The 18,225-nt window shown below is 67.5% G+C and carries 15 protein-coding genes; all 15 read left to right on the top strand.

Annotation, left to right across the window (positions count from 1 at the left end; all coding sequences use genetic code 11):
* Window positions 1–47 precede the first annotated feature (47 nt).
* The 15 genes from N792_RS03125 (at window position 48) to dnaE (ending at window position 18,223) form a co-directional block, all read left to right on the top strand.
* Window positions 48–950 (top strand): cation diffusion facilitator family transporter, encoded by a 903-nt coding sequence (locus N792_RS03125; protein WP_052103371.1) that lies wholly within the window; start codon window positions 48–50, stop codon window positions 948–950.
* Window positions 951–1,017: 67 nt separating this feature from the next.
* Entirely contained in the window at window positions 1,018–1,575 is a 558-nt protein-coding gene (frr, locus tag N792_RS03130; RefSeq protein ID WP_036192621.1) for a ribosome recycling factor, read from the top strand.
* A gap of 23 nt (window positions 1,576–1,598) precedes the next feature.
* Window positions 1,599–2,357 carry a polyprenyl diphosphate synthase gene (gene uppS, locus N792_RS03135; RefSeq protein WP_084105348.1) on the top strand — a complete coding sequence of 253 codons (759 nt, stop codon included), beginning with the start codon at window positions 1,599–1,601 and terminating at the stop codon, window positions 2,355–2,357.
* On the top strand, window positions 2,354–3,217 hold the full coding sequence (locus N792_RS03140) for a phosphatidate cytidylyltransferase (RefSeq protein WP_036192623.1): 864 nt from the start codon (window positions 2,354–2,356) through the stop codon (window positions 3,215–3,217). Before uppS ends, N792_RS03140 begins: the two co-directional genes overlap by 4 nt.
* Before the next feature lie 68 nt (window positions 3,218–3,285).
* Complete coding sequence (locus tag N792_RS03145; RefSeq protein WP_052103452.1) at window positions 3,286–4,521, top strand: 1-deoxy-D-xylulose-5-phosphate reductoisomerase; 1,236 nt, start codon at window positions 3,286–3,288, stop codon at window positions 4,519–4,521.
* A gap of 30 nt (window positions 4,522–4,551) precedes the next feature.
* Window positions 4,552–5,946: an RIP metalloprotease RseP gene (gene rseP, locus N792_RS03150; protein ID WP_036192624.1), complete on the top strand. Its 1,395-nt coding sequence runs from the start codon at window positions 4,552–4,554 to the stop codon at window positions 5,944–5,946.
* 119 nt (window positions 5,947–6,065) lie between these two features.
* Window positions 6,066–8,549 (top strand): outer membrane protein assembly factor BamA, encoded by a 2,484-nt coding sequence (gene bamA, locus N792_RS03155; protein WP_036192921.1) that lies wholly within the window; start codon window positions 6,066–6,068, stop codon window positions 8,547–8,549.
* Window positions 8,550–8,567: 18 nt separating this feature from the next.
* Complete coding sequence (lpxD, locus tag N792_RS03160; protein WP_036192625.1) at window positions 8,568–9,581, top strand: UDP-3-O-(3-hydroxymyristoyl)glucosamine N-acyltransferase; 1,014 nt, start codon at window positions 8,568–8,570, stop codon at window positions 9,579–9,581.
* 12 nt (window positions 9,582–9,593) lie between these two features.
* Window positions 9,594–10,055 (top strand): 3-hydroxyacyl-ACP dehydratase FabZ, encoded by a 462-nt coding sequence (gene fabZ / locus N792_RS03165; protein WP_036192626.1) that lies wholly within the window; start codon window positions 9,594–9,596, stop codon window positions 10,053–10,055.
* Entirely contained in the window at window positions 10,052–10,837 is a 786-nt protein-coding gene (gene lpxA / locus N792_RS03170; RefSeq protein ID WP_036192627.1) for an acyl-ACP--UDP-N-acetylglucosamine O-acyltransferase, read from the top strand. The genes fabZ and lpxA overlap by 4 nt, the downstream gene beginning before the upstream one ends.
* Window positions 10,838–10,890: 53 nt before the next feature.
* Window positions 10,891–12,078, top strand: coding sequence for a lipid-A-disaccharide synthase (lpxB, locus tag N792_RS03175; protein WP_036192922.1), 1,188 nt, complete (start codon window positions 10,891–10,893; stop codon window positions 12,076–12,078).
* On the top strand, window positions 12,056–12,739 hold the full coding sequence (locus tag N792_RS03180) for a ribonuclease HII (RefSeq protein WP_036192628.1): 684 nt from the start codon (window positions 12,056–12,058) through the stop codon (window positions 12,737–12,739). The genes lpxB and N792_RS03180 overlap by 23 nt, the downstream gene beginning before the upstream one ends.
* Window positions 12,740–13,026: 287 nt before the next feature.
* Window positions 13,027–13,704 carry a hypothetical protein gene (locus N792_RS03185; RefSeq protein WP_036192629.1) on the top strand — a complete coding sequence of 226 codons (678 nt, stop codon included), beginning with the start codon at window positions 13,027–13,029 and terminating at the stop codon, window positions 13,702–13,704.
* A 166-nt stretch (window positions 13,705–13,870) separates the two neighbouring features.
* Window positions 13,871–14,521: a YkvA family protein gene (locus N792_RS03190; protein ID WP_156969279.1), complete on the top strand. Its 651-nt coding sequence runs from the start codon at window positions 13,871–13,873 to the stop codon at window positions 14,519–14,521.
* A gap of 111 nt (window positions 14,522–14,632) precedes the next feature.
* Window positions 14,633–18,223 (top strand): DNA polymerase III subunit alpha, encoded by a 3,591-nt coding sequence (dnaE, locus tag N792_RS03195; RefSeq protein WP_036192631.1) that lies wholly within the window; start codon window positions 14,633–14,635, stop codon window positions 18,221–18,223.
* Window positions 18,224–18,225: the final 2 nt, after the last annotated feature.

The following is an 18,225-nucleotide window of genomic DNA, read 5'->3' on the forward strand; positions in this document are numbered from 1 at the left end:
ACCCGCCTGAAATAGCGTCCATCCGGGCGTCATGCCACGATCGCCCGATGCACCCGCATCCACACACCACGCCGCACGCGACCCGGGCATTCGCGGTCGTCACCCTGGCCAACCTCGCCTACACGATCGTGGAGGCGGGCTATGGCTTCCATACCAACTCGCTGGTGCTGCTGTCGGACGCGCTGCACAACCTGGGCGACGTCTTCGGACTCGGCCTGGCATGGGGCGCGGCGGTGCTCGCCAGGCGTCCGCCCACCAGCAGACACACCTATGGCTGGCGGCGGGCCACCCTGCTGTCACCGCTGGCCAATGCCCTGCTGCTGGTGACGTTTTCGGGTGCGCTGGGATGGGAAGCGATCCGCCGGTTCGATGCGCCGCCGGCGATCCCGGCCTTGCCGGTGATGATCGTCGCCGCCATCGGTATCGTCGTGAACCTGGGTGGCGCGTGGATGATGCGCGACGGCCATGACCACGACCTCAACCGGCGCGGTGCCTTCCTCCATCTGATGGCCGACGCGGCCATCTCCGCTGCCGCGGTCGCCGCCGGTGCCGGCATGTGGTGGTTTGGCTGGGAGTGGCTGGACCCGGTCATCGCCCTGCTGGTCGGCTTGGTGGTGGCGGCCAGCGCCTTCGGGCTGCTGCGGGAAAGCTTCAATGCGGCGATGGACGCGGTTCCGCGCACGGTCGACCAGGACGAGGTGGGGAATTTCCTGATCCGCCAGCCCGGGGTGACGGCCGTGCATCACCTGCATATCTGGTCGCTGGGCACGGGTGAGATCGCAATGACCGCACACCTGGTCCGCCCCTCCACCCACGACCACGACGCCTTCATCGACGCGCTCAACCATTCATTGGACGAGCGTTTCGGCATCAACCACCCGACCCTGCAGATCGAACACGGCCAATCGTGCGAGCACGACCGGCACGACCGCGCGCCCCACGGGCACTGAAATCCGGGCCTCGGCGCGGCGCGGTTCGCTATACTTCGACGATTACCGCACAGGATCGGAATCGGCGATGCTCAACGAGATCAAAAAAGACGCCCAGACCCGCATGAACAAGAGCATCGAGTCTCTGCGTCATGCCATGACCAAGGTCCGCACCGGCCGCGCCTCGACCTCGCTGGTCGACCATTTGAAGGTCAACTATTACGGCTCGGAAATGCCCTTGGGGCAGGTGGCCAGCATCGCCGTCAACGATGCCCGCTCGCTCACCATCACCCCGTGGGAGAAGCCCATGGTCGCGGCGGTGGAGAAGGCGATCATCAACTCCGACCTCGGCCTGACCCCCAACACCGCGGGCACCGTGATCCGCATCAACCTGCCCGCGCTGACCGAGGAGCGCCGTCGCGATCTGTCCAAGATGGTCCATGGCGAAGGCGAGGACGCCAAGGTCGCGATCCGCAACATCCGCCGCGACGCCAACCAGCAGGTCAAGGAACTGCTGAAAGAAAAGGAAGCCAGCGAAGATGACGTGCGCCGGATGGAAGACGAGATCCAGAAGCTGACCGACGCGGCGATCAAGGAAGTCGATGAAGTGGTCAAGTCGAAGGAACAGGAATTGATGGCGGTTTGACGGCCCGACCCGTCGTCACTGCCATGTCTTCAGAACCAGTCACCAGCGCCGGCATTCCCCGCCATCTGGCCATCATCATGGATGGCAATGGCCGGTGGGCCGAGCGGCGTCATCGGCCGCGCGTCATCGGTCACCGGGCGGGCGCACGCGCGGTCAACATCTGCATCGACTTCTGCCTTGAAAAACGTATCCAGGCCTTGACCCTGTTTGCGTTTTCCAGCGAAAACTGGGGCCGGCCGGAAGGCGAAGTGGGCGCGTTGATGAAGCTGTTCATGAATGCGCTGGAACGGGAGGTCGACGAACTCGACCGCCGCGGCGTCCGGATCCGCTTCATCGGCGAGCGCGAGCGCTTCAGCGCCACCATTGTCCAGCGGATGGCGCTGGCCGAGTCGCAGACCGTCTCCAACACCGGCCTGCAATTGAACATCGCGGCCAGCTACGGCGGTCGCTGGGATATCACCCAGGCCGCACGCGCGCTGGCGATGGATGTGGCGGCCGGCCGATTAACCCCCGATGACATCGACGAGGCGGCGATGGCATCGCGCGTCGCCCTGGCCGACCTGCCGGCGCCGGATCTGTTCATCCGCACCGGCGGCGAGATGCGCATCAGCAACTTCCTGTTGTGGCAGCTGGCTTATACCGAGCTGTGGTTCACCGATCTGTTGTGGCCCGAGCTGGATGCGGTGACACTGCAGCGCGCGCTCGACCACTACGCCTCCCGGGAACGTCGCTTCGGCCTCACCGGAGCGCAGGTCGCCCCCTCCGACGAGATTCCCGAATGACCCATATCCGCCTGATCGCCGCGCTGGTGATGGCTCCCGTCGCCATCGCCGCCATCCTGCTGCTGCCGACCGAATGGATGATGATGCTGGCCGCGATCGTCTTCCTGCTCGGGCTGTGGGAATGGTTCGACCTGGCCGACATCGACGAGCCCCTCGCGCGCACCGTATTGCTGCTGGCGCACCTCGCGCTGATGGTCGCCCTGGTGTGGGCGTCACGCTCCACGATGGGCTTCAGCTTCGCGCTGTTCGAGCTGATGACCTTGATCGGCGTGGTGTGGTGGCTGCTGGCATTGGCCTGGCTGGGCCGTTACCGGTTCGCCAGCGACCACACCACCCACGCACGCGTGTTCAAGCTGTTCGCCGGCGTGCTGGCGACCATTCCCGCCTGGTGCGCACTGGGCTGGCTGCACGCCAGCGACCCGTCCGCCAGCGCATTGCCCGGCATCCCCAAAGGCCACTTCTGGCTGTTGACGGCGCTGATGGTGGTGTGGGCGGCCGACAGTGGCGCATATTTCGTCGGCCGGCATTTCGGCAAGCACAAACTGTCGCCACGGATCAGCCCGAACAAGACGATCGAGGGGCTGGTGGGCGGCATGGTCGCCGGCGTGGCGGTGGGCGTGCTGATGTCGCTGGCAGCGGGTGCGACCGTCGAACAGTTGCCGGTCGTCTCCCTGGTGGCGTTGGTGGCGACGTTGTTCTCGGTGGTGGGCGACCTGTTCGAAAGCCTGCTCAAGCGCCACGCCGGCGTGAAGGACTCCGGGCACCTGATCCCGGGGCACGGCGGCGTGCTGGATCGTCTCGACGGCGTGCTCGCCGCGCTGCCCGCATTTGCGCTGGGCAAGGCATTGATGGGCCTCTGATGGCTCCGGTCATCGCCACGTCCGGCTCCAACCCGGCCATGCAGGCTTCGGACACGCAGGCTTCGGGCATGCATGCGTCCGGCACGCATGGCGACGACCGCCAAGGCGGAGACCGGCAGGACATCGCCGTGTTCGGGGCCACCGGCTCGATCGGCACCTCCGCGCTCGACGTGATCGCGCGTCATCCGGACCGCCTGCGCGTCACCGTGCTGGCCGCAGGACGCGACGTCGAGGCGCTGCTGGTGCTGTGCCGCCGGCATCGACCGCAGCACGCCGTGATCGCCGACGAGACCCGATTCGCTGCCTTGTGCGATGGCCTGCGCGACGCCGGTCTGGACACGCGGGCCCATGCCGGCGCCAAGGCCATCGAGGACCTGGCCGGCAGTGACGCCTGCAACACTGTGGTTGCCGCCATTGTCGGTGCCGCCGGCCTGCCCTCGACCATGGCCGCCGCACGCGCGGGCAAGCGCCTGCTGCTGGCCAACAAGGAATCCCTGGTGCTGGCAGGCGAATTGCTGATGGCCGCGGCGCGTGAAGGTGGCGCGACGATCGTGCCGATCGACAGCGAGCACAACGCGATCTTCCAGTGCCTGCCCTCCGCCCGGACGCAAAGCTCCATTGACAACACCCTGGCCCGGATCATCCTGACGGCCTCGGGCGGGCCGTTCCGTGGCCGCACGCGTGCATCCCTGGCGGACGTCACCGTCGAGCAGGCGGTCAATCATCCCAAGTGGTCGATGGGACCGAAGATTTCGGTCGACTCCGCGACCTTGATGAACAAGGGTCTGGAAGTGATCGAGGCGCACCACCTGTTCGGCCTGCCCGGCGCGCGCATCGACGTGCTGGTGCACCCGCAGAGCCTGGTGCATTCGATGGTCGAGTTCATCGACGGCTCCACCCTCGCCCAGTTGGGGCTGCCGGACATGCGCACGGCGCTCGCGGTCGGCTTTGGCTGGCCGCAGCGGATCGACTCCGGTGTGGGCGGGCTCGACCTGCTGGCGGAAGGCGGGCGGCTCGACTTCGAACCACCGGATCTGGACGCCTTCCCCTGCCTGCGACTGGCCTATGGCGCACTGGCCGCGGGCGGCACCGCGCCGGCGCTGCTCAACGCCGCCAACGAAGTCGCAGTTTCAGCATTTCTTCAGCGGCGGATCGGTTTCCTGTCGATTCCCGCGCTGGTCGAGGACACCCTCGCCGCGATCCCGGCAAGCCCGGCGACGTCGCTGGACGCCTTGCACGACGCCGATGCGCATGCCCGCCACCACACCGCGCAGGCCGTGGCGGCGGCCAGGACACCGGCATGACCCGCCCCACCCGCCTTCCGGATCCCCACCATGGCTGAATTCTTCGGTTCGATCTGGTGGCTGCTGGTCAGCCTGGGCCTGCTGGTCACGTTCCACGAGTTCGGCCACTACTGGGTCGCGCGCCGTTGCGGGGTCAAGGTGCTGCGCTTCTCGGTCGGCTTCGGCAAACCGCTGTGGATGCGGCGCGGCAAGGACGGCACCGAGTACGTGATCGCCGCGATTCCGCTCGGCGGCTACGTCAAGATGCTGGACGAGGGCCGGCTCGATGAAGGCCGGCCGGACGGGCAGGAGCAACCCCTTTCCGCCGGGCAGCTGGAGCAGGCCTTCAATCGCCAGTCGGTCTGGAAGCGGATCGCGATCGTGATCGCCGGGCCGCTGGCCAACCTGGTGCTCTGCGTGTTCCTGCTGTGGGGCATGTTCGTGATCGGCCGGCCCGACTATGCGCCGGTCGTGGGCCAGGTCGACGGCATCGCCGCCGTGGCCGGCCTGCAACGCGGCGACACCATCCTGGCGATCGATGGCCGGCCGACCCCGACCTGGAGCGAGGTCCAGCTGGCGCTGATCCCGGCCGCGCTGGACCACGCGAACGTGGACATGCAGGTGCGCTCCGCCGCGGGCATGGAGTCGAGCCGCACGCTGGCTCTTTCGCAGTTGCCCGCGCAGTTCGACGAGCGTCGCGCGGTCGATGCCATCGGCCTCACCCCGCGCCACCTGCTGCTGCCGGCGGTGGTCGGCCGCGTCGCCCCCGACACCGCGGCCTGGGGTGTGCTCGCCGAAGGCGACACGATCAGCGCGATCGACGGCAGTCCGGTCCAGAGCTGGGGCGATCTCGGCCCGCTGGTGCAGGCGCTGGGCGAGCACGGCGGCGCGGCGATGGTCGAGGTGATCCGCGACGGCGATCGCCTGGCGCTGGAGTTGCGCCCCACCAAAGTCCAGCCCGAAAACGGCGGCGAGGCGTACTGGGCGCTCGGCATTGCCCCGGCGCGGCCGGAGATGCCGCCGATGGATGCGGAATTGCGATACGGCCCGGTCGCGGCCTTGCCGGCGGCATTGCGCGAAACCGTGCATCAGGGCAGCCAGTTGTTCGCCATGATCGGCCGCGCCTTCACCGGCCGGGTCGAGGTCCGCAACACCGTCGCCGGGCCGATCACCATCGCCCGCGCCGCCAACGCGTATGCCGATCAGGGCCCCGCGTGGTTCCTGTCGCTGCTGGCGATGCTGTCGCTGAGCCTGGGCATCCTGAACCTGCTGCCCATACCCGTCTTGGACGGCGGTCACCTGCTGTATTACCTTATCGAGTTGGTCAAAGGCAGCCCGGTGAGCGAGCGGACCATGATCGCCGGCCAATACATCGGCCTGTTGCTGATCGCCGGGCTGATGGGCCTGGCGTTCTACAACGACATCGTGAACAACCTGGTGCACTGATGCCCGACATGCCGCCAACGGGTTTTCCCGATGCCTCCTGCCAATTGCCAGCCCCTCTTCCTGCCCCGACCCGACACCCGCCTCGACGAGTGCCGCAAGCCCCCCAACCGGACGTGATGATGACGCGACCCCTTTCCCGCCGCCTGCTTGCCCTTGCTCTTGCCTCGGCGCTTTCCACGGTTCCCGCATTCACCGCCATGGCGCAGACCGCCACGGCCGCGCCGGTCAGTCCGTTCACCGTCAGCGATATCCGCGTGGACGGATTGCAGCGCATTTCCGCCGGCACCGTGTTCACCTACCTGCCGGTCGAACGCGGTGACAGGATGGACCAGGCCGCCGCCGGCGAGGCGATCCGGGCGTTGTACAAGACGGGTTTCTTCGAGGACGTCAGGATCGGCCACCAGGGCGACATCCTCGTGGTGACCGTGACCGAGCGCCCGGCGATCAACAAGCTGACCCTGACCGGCAACAAGGACATCAAGACCGAAGACCTGATGAAGGGCCTGAGCGACATCGGCCTGACCGAGGGCAACACCTTCGACCGGCTGAGCCTGGACCGCGTCACCCAGGAATTGACCCGCCAGTACAACAACCGCGGCAAGTACAACGTCAAGATCACCCCGAGCGTGTCGTCACTGCCACGCAACCGCGTGGACGTGAGCATCGCGGTGGAGGAAGGCAAGGCCGCCAGGATCCAGCACATCAACCTGGTCGGCAACGAGCTGTTCGAGGACAAGGAGATCCTGAAGTACTGGGAATCGGGCGTGCACAACTGGCTGAGCTGGTACCGCCGCGACGACCAGTATTCGCGCGAGAAGCTGTCGGGCGACCTGGAAAAGCTCAACAACTACTACCTCGACCGCGGCTACGTCGATTTCAGCATCGACTCCACCCAGGTCTCGATCAGTCCCGACCTGCAGGACATGTTCATCAGCGCCGGCGTCACCGAGGGCGAGCAGTACAAGATCTCCAGCGTCGAGATCACCGGCGACACCGTGCTGCCGAAGGAAGACATCGAGAAGCTGGTGCTGGTCAAGCCCGACCAGATCTTCTCGCGCAGCCTGCTGGAGATCACCTCCGACGCCATCACCGCGACCCTCGGCAACGTCGGCTATGCGTTCGCGCAGGTCAATCCGGTGCCCGACGTCAACCGCGAGGACAAGACCGTCGCGATCGCGCTGCAGGTGGTGCCCGGGCCGCGCGTGAACGTGCGCCGGGTGGTGTTCAAGGGCAACTCGCGCACCGCCGACGAGGTGTTGCGCCGGCAGCTGCGGCAGTTCGAGGGCACCTGGTATTCGCAGGCTGCGATCGACCGTTCCAAGATCCGCATCCAGGGCCTGGGCTACTTCGACAAGGTCGACGTGGAAACCACCCCGGTGCCGGGCAGCCATGACCAGGTCGACGTGGTCTACAACGTCAACGAGGTCGCCGCCGGCCAGTTCGTCTTCGGTCTGGGCTACTCCCAGCTGACCGGCCTGAGCACCCAGGTCCAGGTGTCGCAGAACAACTTCCTGGGCAGCGGCAACCGCATCGCGGTGCAGGCGCAGCGCAACGATTACCTGCAGCGCTACGATTTCTCGTTCATGGACCCGTACTTCACCGACAACGGCGTGTCGCTGGGCTACAACCTGCGCTGGAGCGAGTTCAACAACTCCGACTTCAACACCGCGCAGTACTCCTCCACCAGCGGCATGGGGCAGATGGTGCTCGGCGTGCCGATCACCGAAACCGACAGCTTCACCACGCTGCTGGGCATCGACAGCAACCAGATCTTCGCCTACCGCGGCGTCACCCCCGAATCCATCGTCGACTACATCGACGCGGTCGGCCAGCGCACGTTCCATGCCTGGCGCGGCGAGATCGGCTGGGCGCGCAACACCCTCAACAGCGCCCTGACTCCCACCCGCGGCATGTCGCAGCGTCTGTGGCTGGAGGCGACCCTGCCCGGGTCGACGGTCGAGTACTACAAGCTCAACTACAACATCTCCAACTTCTGGCCGCTGTCGCGCCATCTGGTGCTCAACACCCGCGCCGAACTCGGCTATGGCGACAGCTACGGCGACGCGTTCGTGCGCAACGTCTGCTACACCGCGCCCACCATGGTCGACCATGACAACGATCCGGCGACCCCGCCGGTCTTTACCCCCGGCGCGGCGCCTACCGATCCGTGCCAGCCGGACTCCGCGGACTACGTCAAGACCATCACCGCCGACGGCCTGCCGTTCTTCGAGAACTTCTACGCCGGTGGTACGCGCTCGGTGCGCGGTTTCAAGGACAACACCCTGGGCCCCCACGAGTCCGCGCTGGGCAGCAGTTACCGGCAGCCGATCGGCGGCTCGCTGAAGACGATCGGCTCGGTGGAGATGATCTTCCCGACCCTGATCGACAGCTCGGCGGCGCGCGTGTCGGCGTTCGTGGACTTCGGCAACGTGTTCTCCAGCTTCGATGCCTTCGATGCCGGCGAGCTGCGCGCCTCCACCGGCCTGGCGCTGATGTGGCGCTCGCCGATGGGGCCGATCACGATCAGCTACGCGTTCCCGATCAAGAAGGAAGACGGCGACCAGCTGGAGCGCCTGCAGTTCACCTTCGGCGGCTCGTTCTGACGGCGACCGGAAGCCGTCATGCCATCGCCCCCGTACACCGCTGCCGAACTGGCGGAGCGTTTCTCGCTCCGCCTGCACGGTGACGGCAGCGTCCGGATCCTGGGCGTGGGCACCCTCGCCCAGGCCGGACCTGGCCAGCTCGCCTTCCTCGCCAACCCGAAATACCGCCACCAGTTGAACGCGACCAACGCCGGCGTGGTGGTGATGCGCGAGTCCGACGCCGAGGGTTATCCCGGCACCGCGCTGATCGCCAGCGATCCCTATACCGCCTTCGCCAGGCTGTCGGCCCTGTTCGAACCCTTGCCGTCGCGCCCACCGGGTATCCACCCGTCGGCCGACATCCACCCGACCGTCCGCGTGGCCGATGACGTGCATGTCGCCGCGTTCGTGAGCATCGGTGCGAACAGCCGGATCGAGGCCGGCGCGGTGATCGGCCCGGGCTGCGTGATCGGCGAGGACTGCGTGGTCGGTGCCGGCAGTGAACTGGTCGCCCGGGTCACCCTGGTCACCCGTGTGCGGTTGGGGCAGCGTGTACGCATCCATCCGGGCGCAGTGCTCGGCGCGGACGGCTTCGGCCTGGCGATGGACGCGGGGCGATGGATCAAGGTGCCGCAGCTGGGCGGGGTGGTCGTCGGCGACGATTGCGAGATCGGTGCCAACACCGCCATCGACCGCGGCGCGATCGAGGACACGGTGTTGGAGGAGGACGTGCGGCTCGACAACCTGATCCAGATCGGCCACAACGTCCGCATCGGCGCGCACACCGCGATGGCCGGCTGCGTCGCGGTCGCCGGCAGCGCCCGGATCGGCCGCTACTGCCTGATCGGCGGCGGCGCGGGCATCACCGGCCACCTGGAAATCTGCGACCGGGTGGTGATCACCGCGATGAGCCTGGTCACCCGCTCGATCCGCGAGCCGGGAGAATACTCGTCGGGCACCGGCTTGATGGACAATCGCAGCTGGCGCAAGAACGCCGCGCGATTCAGACAATTGGACAAGATGGCGCGCCAGTTGCGCGACCAGGAAAATTAAGGACAGGACTTGATGAGCGACACCCTGAAACTGCCGATCGACGTACCGGCCATCCAGGCGCTGCTTCCGCACCGCTATCCGTTCCTGTTGGTCGACCGGGTGATCGAGCTGGAGCCCCACAAACGCGTGCTCGCCTACAAGAACGTGACCAACAACGAGCCGTTCTTCAACGGTCACTTCCCCGGCCAGCCGGTGATGCCCGGCGTGCTGGTGATCGAGGCGCTGGCGCAGGCCGGCGGCCTGCTGACCCAGTTGTCGCTGGGCGGCACGACCGAGAACAAGCTGTTCTACCTGGTCAAGATCGACGGCGCGAAGTTCACCCGCATGGTCGTTCCCGGCGACCGGCTGGATCTGGAAGTCACCCTCAAGCGCACCATCCGCAACATGGCCCTGTACCAGGGCGTGGCCCGGGTCGATGGCGAGCAGGCCGCCTGCGCCGACATCCTGTGCGCCGAGGTGGCAGCCAAGGCATGAACACGCTCGCAGTCCATCCCAGCGCAGTCGTCGAGGCCGGCGCCCGGCTCGGTGATGGCGTGCGGGTGGGGGCTTTCAGCATCATCGGTGCGGACGTGGAGATCGGCGACAACACCGAGATCGGTCCCCACTGCAGCGTGCACGGGCCGACCCGGATCGGCCGCGACAACCGTTTCATCGGCCACGCCGCGATCGGTGGCGAGCCGCAGGACAAGAAGTTCGGTGGCGAACGGGTCGAGCTGGTGATCGGCGACCGCAACACGGTGCGCGAATTCGTCACCATCAACCGCGGCACCCAAGGCGGCGGCGGCAGCACCCGGATCGGCGACGACAACCTGCTGCTCGCGTACACCCACATCGCCCACGACTGCGTGGTCGGCAACCACTGCGTGTTCTCCAACAACGCGACCCTGGCCGGACACGTCAGCGTCGGCGACCACGTGATCCTCAGCGGATTCGCCGGCGTGCACCAGTTCTGCCGGATCGGCGCGCACGCCTTCGTCGGCATGGGCGCCTTCGTCAATGGCGACGTGCCACCGTTCGTGATGGTGGCCCAGGAAGGCTACAGCCGGCCGCGTGGGATCAACAACGAAGGCCTGAAACGGCGCGGTTTCGATGCCGAACGCATCGGCGCGATCAAGCGCGCCTACCGCGCCCTGTACATGGCCGGCAACTCGCTGGACGAAGCCCGCGCCAAGCTGGTCGAACTGGCCAACGACAGCCGGGACGTACGCGACCTGCTGGACTTCGTCGACAGCGGCGACCGGCCCCTGCTGCGGTGAGCGGCAACACCGCTGCCGCGGAGTTCTTCAACGACCCTCCGCCCACCCGTTCCATGCGCGTCGCCGTCGTGGCCGGCGAAGCGTCCGGCGATCTGCTGGGTGCGGGGCTGATCGCGCAATTGCGCAGACACTGGCCCGGAGCGGAATTCGTCGGTGTCGGCGGCGAGGCCATGCGCACGGCCGGCATGGAAACCTGGTTCGACGCCTCCGAACTGGCGGTGATGGGCCTGTCGGAAGTCCTGCGCCACCTGCCACGGCTGCTGCGGCTGCGCCGCGAGTTGCGCCGCCGGCTGCTGGACTGGCAGCCGGACGTCTTCATCGGCATCGACGCGCCGGACTTCAACCTCGGCGTGGAGAAGTGGCTGAAGCAGCGCGGCGTTCGCACGGTGCATTACGTGAGCCCGTCGGTGTGGGCCTGGCGGGAGAAGCGGGCCGGGAAAATCGGCCTCAGTGCCGACCGGGTGCTGTGCCTGTTTCCGATGGAGCCGGCGATCTATGCCCGTCACGACGTGGATGCGCGCTTCGTGGGCCACCCGCTGGCCGACGAGATGCCGCTGCATCCCGACCGCGACACCGCGCGGGCCGAACTCGGCCTGGATCCGGCGCGCCCCGTGCTGGCCCTGCTGCCAGGATCCCGGATCGGCGAAATCGAACGCCTGGCCACCGACTTCCTCGCTGCGGCCGCCCTTGTGCTGGCCGCCAAACCCGGCCTGCAGATCGTCGCGCCGATGGCCAGCGCCCAGGCCCGCATTGCGTTCGACCGGGTCCTGGCGAACCATCGCGATGCCGCCGCGCTGCAATCCGCGCTGCGGGTGATCGACGGCCGCGCACGCACCGCAATGATCGCCAGCGACGTGATCCTGCTGGCCTCCGGCACCGCCACCCTGGAGGCGATGCTGGCCAAGCGGCCGATGGTCGTGGCCTACAAGGTGTCGCCGCTGACCTACCGGCTGGTGAAGGGCCTGGGCATGCTCAAGGTCGACCACTACGCGCTGCCGAACGTGCTGGCCGGGCAGGCCGTGGTGCCCGAGTTGATGCAGCACGAGTGCACGCCGGACAAGCTGGCAGCCGCGACCTTGCGCTGGCTGCACGATGAAGCCGCCAGCAAGGCCCTGCAGCCGCGCTTCCTGGCCTTGCACCAGCAACTCAGGCGCGATGCTTCGGCCCAGGCCGCGCAGGCCATCGTCGAGCTCGTATCCGGCACGGTTGACCAACCCCATGACCTGGCCACCCGTGACTGATCCCGGCCGCCAGTTCGCGCTCCAGCTCGACCCGGCCCCGCACGCGCAACGCATCGCCGGCGTGGACGAAGCCGGGCGCGGGCCGCTGGCCGGGCCGGTCACGGTCGCCGCCGTGGTGCTCGGCCCGGGCCGTACCCCGATCAACGGCCTGGACGATTCCAAGCAATTGACGCCGCAACGGCGGGAAGTCCTCTACCAGCGCATCATCGAGCGCGCCCAGGCCTGGCAGGTGGTGACGATCGAGGTCGAGGAAATCGACCGCCTCAACATCTACCAGGCCACCCTGCTGGGCATGCGTCGGGCGCTGGAAGGCCTGAGGCCGCATCCCGAGCTGGCCCGCATCGACGGCAACGCCCTGCCCCGTGGCCTGCCTTGCCCGGCTGAGGCCTGGATCGGCGGCGACACCCGCGACCGCGCGATCATGGCCGCCTCGATCCTGGCCAAGGTCACCCGGGACCGGATGATGGCCGCCCTGCACGAGCAATGGCCGCAATATGGTTTTGCGACCCACAAGGGTTACGGAACGCCCGCGCACCTGGACGCGTTGGCCCGGCACGGCCCATGCCCGCACCATCGGCGAAGCTTCACTCCGGTGCGCCAGTGCCTGGACGCGCACGCGGCCGCCGCCAGGGCCGACAACGGTTCACCAACCGTTGTGTAACCGGCCCCCTTGGAGTTTCCCAAAGCTCGCCACTCCGATGTCTCAGCCGGCTGCCCGCACCAGCCACCCCACTTTCGACACGGGACAATCGCGCAATAAAAGCGCAGGATCGGGGCATGGATCCACGGATGGCATGACGCGACGACCGTTTTCGATGATTTACGTGCAAATGTCCCATTTACTTTTCGTGCGGAAGCTCCGCGCGGGAATGCCCGAAAACCCGGAGATGCGCTGAATTGCCGGTCGATGCGCTCCCGGAAATCCGAGGACCGGCACCGAGGTGTGTCATGCGCGCATCACTCCGTACACCCACCGCCGACCCGTTGCCCTACGTCAGCGAAAGTCACGAGACGCGCAACCGCAATGGCATCGGCGATCCCTCCACCAAAGGGCGCGGTCCCGACGGACATGCTTCTGCGCTGCCGGCGCTGCGTGGCGATGCCATCGCACAGTTCGACGCCCTGCTGCACGAAATCAATCCGGACGCCGTGCGGGTCGATCCCGACCGCCTGCAACAACTGATGATCTGGCTGACGGGGTTGGCTCCGGCCCGCCTCCGCCACGTCCTCGACCGCCGCCTGCGGCGGGTCGAGGAACTGCGCGCGATGGTCGAGGACTTCGACTGGGACACCGACCAGGCGACACGGGTACGACTGGCCCGGCTGGTGGACTATATCGATCGCGACAACGACCTGATCGCCGACCAGCAGCCAATATTCGGCATGCTCGACGATGTCCTGCTGATCGAACTGGCGTGGCCCGCGTTCGCCACGGAAGCCGATGAATACCGCGACTTCTGTGCGTACCGCAACGAAGAGCATCCCGACGGCAATGGAGACCGTCAACGTGCGAGCTGGGTTCGCGACCGGGTCGCCGAGGTGGCGCTGTGGCGTCACCAGTTGCAGGTCGCAGACAGCCATTACACGACCTCCGGCGAACCCGGCCCGCGCTTCCGGGTCACCTGAGCTGCGCGTGCCGTCAAACGGTGCGGTCCAGCCGGCAAACTTCCCTGGCGGCGGACGTCCACATAGGCCCATTCAGCGATGCGCGAGTGCCAGTGGCGTGTCGCGCCGCATTCACTTCTCCCGTTGCAATCGCTTCCTCAGGACGGGATCAATTTCGAGAGCCATCATGAACATCTCCCTTAACCGGATAACCCCATTGCCAAATGCACTGTTCCAGTTGGAGCGCGATGGTCCGCACCAGCGGCACCGGATCGCGCAGTTCGAACTCGAACCGGCCCAAATGGAACACTTCAACGCGTTGCTGGCGCGGATCAGCGAGGATCATCCCTTGCTGGATCGCGACCAGGTGGCCAGCGCCGCACGTGAGTTGATCGACCAGTCGCCCGACGGCCGCGTGCCGGCCTGCATCCGTGACCGTGTGCGTCGCGCCGGCGCGGTCGACCTGATGCTGTCCGACCCCGAATGGGAGACACGCGCCGAAGCCGCCCTGGTGGCTGCGGTCGCGGTTGATTACCTGCACGGGAACGCGCCGCTGATCCCCAACAGGCTGCCGGTGGTGGGCTGGCTGGATGACGCGGTACTGGTCGAGACCGCGTGGCCATCGCTGGGCGACGAGGTGCGTGATTACCTGGACTTCTGCCGCCTGCGCCGGATCGAGGCCGGCCTGCGTGGCGAACAACGCACGCGCTTCGGTTTCACCCGCGAACAATGGCAGGACGCCCGCGACGCGGAGACCGAGTGGCTGGCGCACTGCCGGCGGGTTGGCCGCGACAGCTATCTGTCGGCCGATGCGCCTGGGCGCTTCCGGGTGAATTGAACGCCCGCTGTTGCTCTGGCGCCGCCTCCGTAGCGGCCCTGTCAAGGCCTTGCCGGCTTCGACCGGGCTGCTACTCTGGCGGTTGCCCCAGCCGGTCAGTCCACGGCACGAATGTCAGCGCGCTTCATACACCTCCACCTGCACAGCGAATTCTCGCTCGTCGATTCCACCATCCGGATCGACGAGCTGGTCAAGCGCTGCGTTGCGCTGGGCCAGCCTGCGGTTGCATTGACCGACGTCAACAACCTGTTCGCCGCGGTCAAGTTCTACCGCAAGGCAGAAGGCGCCGGGATCAAGCCGATCCTCGGCGCGGACATCGGCCTGGCCGACGGCAATGAAGCGACATCGCGGCTGACCCTTCTGTGCCGCGACCACACCGGCTATCTGACCCTGTCGCGCCTGCTCAGCCGGATGTGGATGGAAGGCCACCGCACCGACAGCGTGGCGCTGCGGCCGGAGTGGCTGCGCGAGGACAACGAGGGCCTGTTCGCGCTGGCCGGGCGGCAGAGCCTGGCCGGACGGCTGGCGACCTCGCATCGCCACGAACTGGCCGAGGCGTGGCTGGCCGACTGGCAGGGCACGTTCGGCGAGCGGCTGCACCTGGAGTTGACCCGCACCGGTCGTGATGACGAGGCGGCCTTCAACAGCTTCGCCCTGCACACCTCGAGCAAGCGCGGCCTGCCGGTGATCGCCAGCAACGACACGCGCTTCCTCGACGCCGACGGTTTCGACGCCCACGAGGCGCGCGTGTGCATCTCCACCGGCCGGGTGCTGGACGACCCCAAGCGGCCGAAGGAGTACAGCCCCGAGCAGTACCTGAAATCGTCCGGGCAGATGGCCGAACTGTTCGCCGACGTGCCCGATGCGATCGACAACGCGCTCGCACTGGCGACCCGCTGCAACGTCGAGATGCAGCTGGGCACCTACTACCTGCCGGCGTTTCCGGTACCTGCTGAGCACACGATCGAATCCTGGCTGCGCAACTCCGCGCGCGAGGGCCTCGCGCAGCGGCTGGAGAAAGCCCCGCTCGCGCCCGGCAAGACCCGCGAGGTGTACGACCAGCGGCTGGAAACCGAGCTCGACGTCATCCTGTCGATGGGTTTCCCCGGCTACTTCCTGATCGTTGCGGACTTCATCAACTGGGGCAAGCAGCAAGGCATCCCGGTCGGTCCCGGCCGCGGCTCGGGTGCCGGTTCGCTGGTGGCGTGGGCGCTGGGCATCACCGACCTGGACCCGCTGCCGTACGACCTGCTGTTCGAGCGCTTCCTGAACCCCGAACGCGTGTCGATGCCCGACTTCGACATCGACTTCTGCATGGACCGCCGCGACGAGGTGATCGACTACGTCGCGCGCAAGTACGGCCGCGACCGGGTCAGCCAGATCATCACCTACGGCACCATGGCGGCGAAGGCTGTGGTGCGCGACTGCGGCCGGGTGCTGGGCCACCCGTACGGCTTCGTCGACGGCATCGCCAAGCTGATCCCGATGACCCTCGGCGTCAGTCTCGGCGATGCCCTGGGCGAGTCGGAGGCGGCGAAAAAGAACCCGGAGCTCGCCTCCGCCGACCTGATCGCGCGCTACCACTCCGAGGACGACGTGCGCGACCTGCTCGACCTGGCGCGCAGCCTGGAGAACCTGACCCGCAACGCAGGCCGGCACGCGGGTGGCGTGGTGATCGCGCCCTCGCCGCTGAGCGATTTCTGCCCGCTGTTCGCCGAACACGACGGCGAGGGACGCGGCAAGACCCCGGTCACCCAGTTCGACAAGGACGACGTGGAGTCGGTCGGGCTGGTCAAGTTCGACTTCCTCGGCCTGCGCACGCTGACGATCATCGACTGGGCGGTGAAGGCCATCAACGTGCGCCGCGCGACGGCCGGCGAGCCACCGCTCGACATCACCACGTTGCCGCTGGACGACAAGCCGACCTACGAGCTGTTCGCGCGCGGCGAAGGCGTGGCGGTGTTCCAGTTCGAGTCACGTGGCATGCGCGAGCTGCTCAAGCGCGCCAGGCCCGACACCTTCGAGGACATCATCGCGCTGGCGGCGCTGTTCCGGCCCGGCCCGCTGGGCTCGGGGATGGACAAGGACTGGGTCGACCGCAAGCACGGCGTGGCCGAAGTCAGCTACCCGCACCCGTCGCTGGAGCCGGTGCTCGGCCCGACCTACGGCGTGATCGTGTACCAGGAACAGGTGATGCAGATCGCCCAGGTGATGGCGGGCTACTCGCTCGGCGGCGCCGACCTGCTGCGCCGCGCGATGGGCAAGAAGAAGCCCGAGGAGATGGCCAAGGAGCGGGCCAAGTTCGAGGCCGGCTGCCTGGCCAACGGCATTCCGGCCAAGATCGCCAGCCCGATCTTCGACCTGATGGAGAAGTTCGCCGAGTACGGCTTCAACAAGTCGCACTCGGCCGCCTACGCGCTGGTCGCCTACCAGACCGCCTGGCTCAAGGTGCACTACCCGGCGGAGTTCATGGCCGCGGTGCTGTCCAGCGACATGGACAACACCGACAAGGTCACCGGCTTCCTCGACGAATGCCGGGCGATGAACCTGGCCGTGTTGCCGCCGGACGTGGATGCGTCGCAGTACATGTTCGAGGCGGTGGCACCGCCAAAGCCCGATTCGCCAGCCAATACGGACGCGCGCCCTGCTTCGCCGTCACCGGAAAGGCTGCCGGTCGGCACGATCCGCTATGGCCTGGGCGCGGTGAAAGGCGTCGGCCACGGCGCCTGCGAGGCGATCGTGCAGGCGCGCCGCGCCGGGCCGTTCGACGACCTGCTGGATTTCTGCAAGCGCGTCGACAGCGGCAAGCTCAATCGCCGCGCGCTGGAAGCCCTCATCCAGGCCGGCGCACTGGACAAGCTCGGCAGGAACCGCGCGAGCCTGATGCTGCAGCTGCCCGAGGTGTTGCGCGCGACCGACCAGCTCGCGCGCGAGCGCGAGGCCGGCCAGGTCAGTCTGTTCGGTGGCGGTGAAAGCGCAGCGCCGGCCTTGCGGATCGAGTTGAGGGAAACCGACGAGTTTCCGCTCGGGCGACTGCTTGCCGGCGAGCGCGAAACCCTGGGCCACTACCTCAGCGGCCATCCGTTCGACCCGTACCGCGACGAGTTGCGCGACCTGGTCGGCCACGACCTGGGCGACCTGGAAAAGATCTGGGAGTCGCGCCCCGACAGCGCCCGCAGCGGCTGGCGACCGGAACTGGACACGGTGATGGCCGGTCAGGTCGTCGCGGTGCGCAAGAAGGGCGACAGCCAGATGTTCGTGCAGATCGAGGACGGTCGCGGCCGTCTCGAGTGCGCGTTCTTCTCCGAGACCTACGCCGAATTCGCCCAGCTGCTGACCCGCGACCGCCTGCTGGTGATCAAGGGTGGCCTGCGCGAGGACGCATTCAGCGGTGGCTTCGCGCTGAAGGCCGAACGTTGCTGGGACTACAACCAGATCTGCGCCGAACACGCCACGCGCCTGTCGCTGCGACTGGACCTGCGCGTACCCGGCACCTGGCAGCGGGTCGATGCGTTGCTGGCCAGGCACCGGCCGGGCGCGACGCCGCTGCGGCTGGACCTGCTGATCGAAGCGGCCGCGGGCATGGTCGACCTCAATGGCAGCCACGGCGTGCGGGTGGACGCCGAGTTGGCGGGAGCGCTGCGGGCCGTGCCGGGCGTGAGGACGGTGAAACTGGCACTGGGCCGACCCTGGGCTTGCTGACG

The sequence above is a fragment of the Lysobacter concretionis Ko07 = DSM 16239 genome, from assembly GCF_000768345.1.
Lineage (GTDB): Bacteria > Pseudomonadota > Gammaproteobacteria > Xanthomonadales > Xanthomonadaceae > Novilysobacter > Novilysobacter concretionis.

Coding starts and splice junctions, on each gene's coding strand:
- N792_RS03125 (WP_052103371.1), top strand. CDS start 48: ATGCACCCGCATCCACACACCACGCCGCACGCGACCCGGGCATTCGCG.
- frr (WP_036192621.1), top strand. CDS start 1,018: ATGCTCAACGAGATCAAAAAAGACGCCCAGACCCGCATGAACAAGAGC.
- uppS (WP_084105348.1), top strand. CDS start 1,599: ATGTCTTCAGAACCAGTCACCAGCGCCGGCATTCCCCGCCATCTGGCC.
- N792_RS03140 (WP_036192623.1), top strand. CDS start 2,354: ATGACCCATATCCGCCTGATCGCCGCGCTGGTGATGGCTCCCGTCGCC.
- N792_RS03145 (WP_052103452.1), top strand. CDS start 3,286: ATGCATGCGTCCGGCACGCATGGCGACGACCGCCAAGGCGGAGACCGG.
- rseP (WP_036192624.1), top strand. CDS start 4,552: ATGGCTGAATTCTTCGGTTCGATCTGGTGGCTGCTGGTCAGCCTGGGC.
- bamA (WP_036192921.1), top strand. CDS start 6,066: ATGACGCGACCCCTTTCCCGCCGCCTGCTTGCCCTTGCTCTTGCCTCG.
- lpxD (WP_036192625.1), top strand. CDS start 8,568: ATGCCATCGCCCCCGTACACCGCTGCCGAACTGGCGGAGCGTTTCTCG.
- fabZ (WP_036192626.1), top strand. CDS start 9,594: ATGAGCGACACCCTGAAACTGCCGATCGACGTACCGGCCATCCAGGCG.
- lpxA (WP_036192627.1), top strand. CDS start 10,052: ATGAACACGCTCGCAGTCCATCCCAGCGCAGTCGTCGAGGCCGGCGCC.
- lpxB (WP_036192922.1), top strand. CDS start 10,891: ATGCGCGTCGCCGTCGTGGCCGGCGAAGCGTCCGGCGATCTGCTGGGT.
- N792_RS03180 (WP_036192628.1), top strand. CDS start 12,056: ATGACCTGGCCACCCGTGACTGATCCCGGCCGCCAGTTCGCGCTCCAG.
- N792_RS03185 (WP_036192629.1), top strand. CDS start 13,027: ATGCGCGCATCACTCCGTACACCCACCGCCGACCCGTTGCCCTACGTC.
- N792_RS03190 (WP_156969279.1), top strand. CDS start 13,871: ATGAACATCTCCCTTAACCGGATAACCCCATTGCCAAATGCACTGTTC.
- dnaE (WP_036192631.1), top strand. CDS start 14,633: ATGTCAGCGCGCTTCATACACCTCCACCTGCACAGCGAATTCTCGCTC.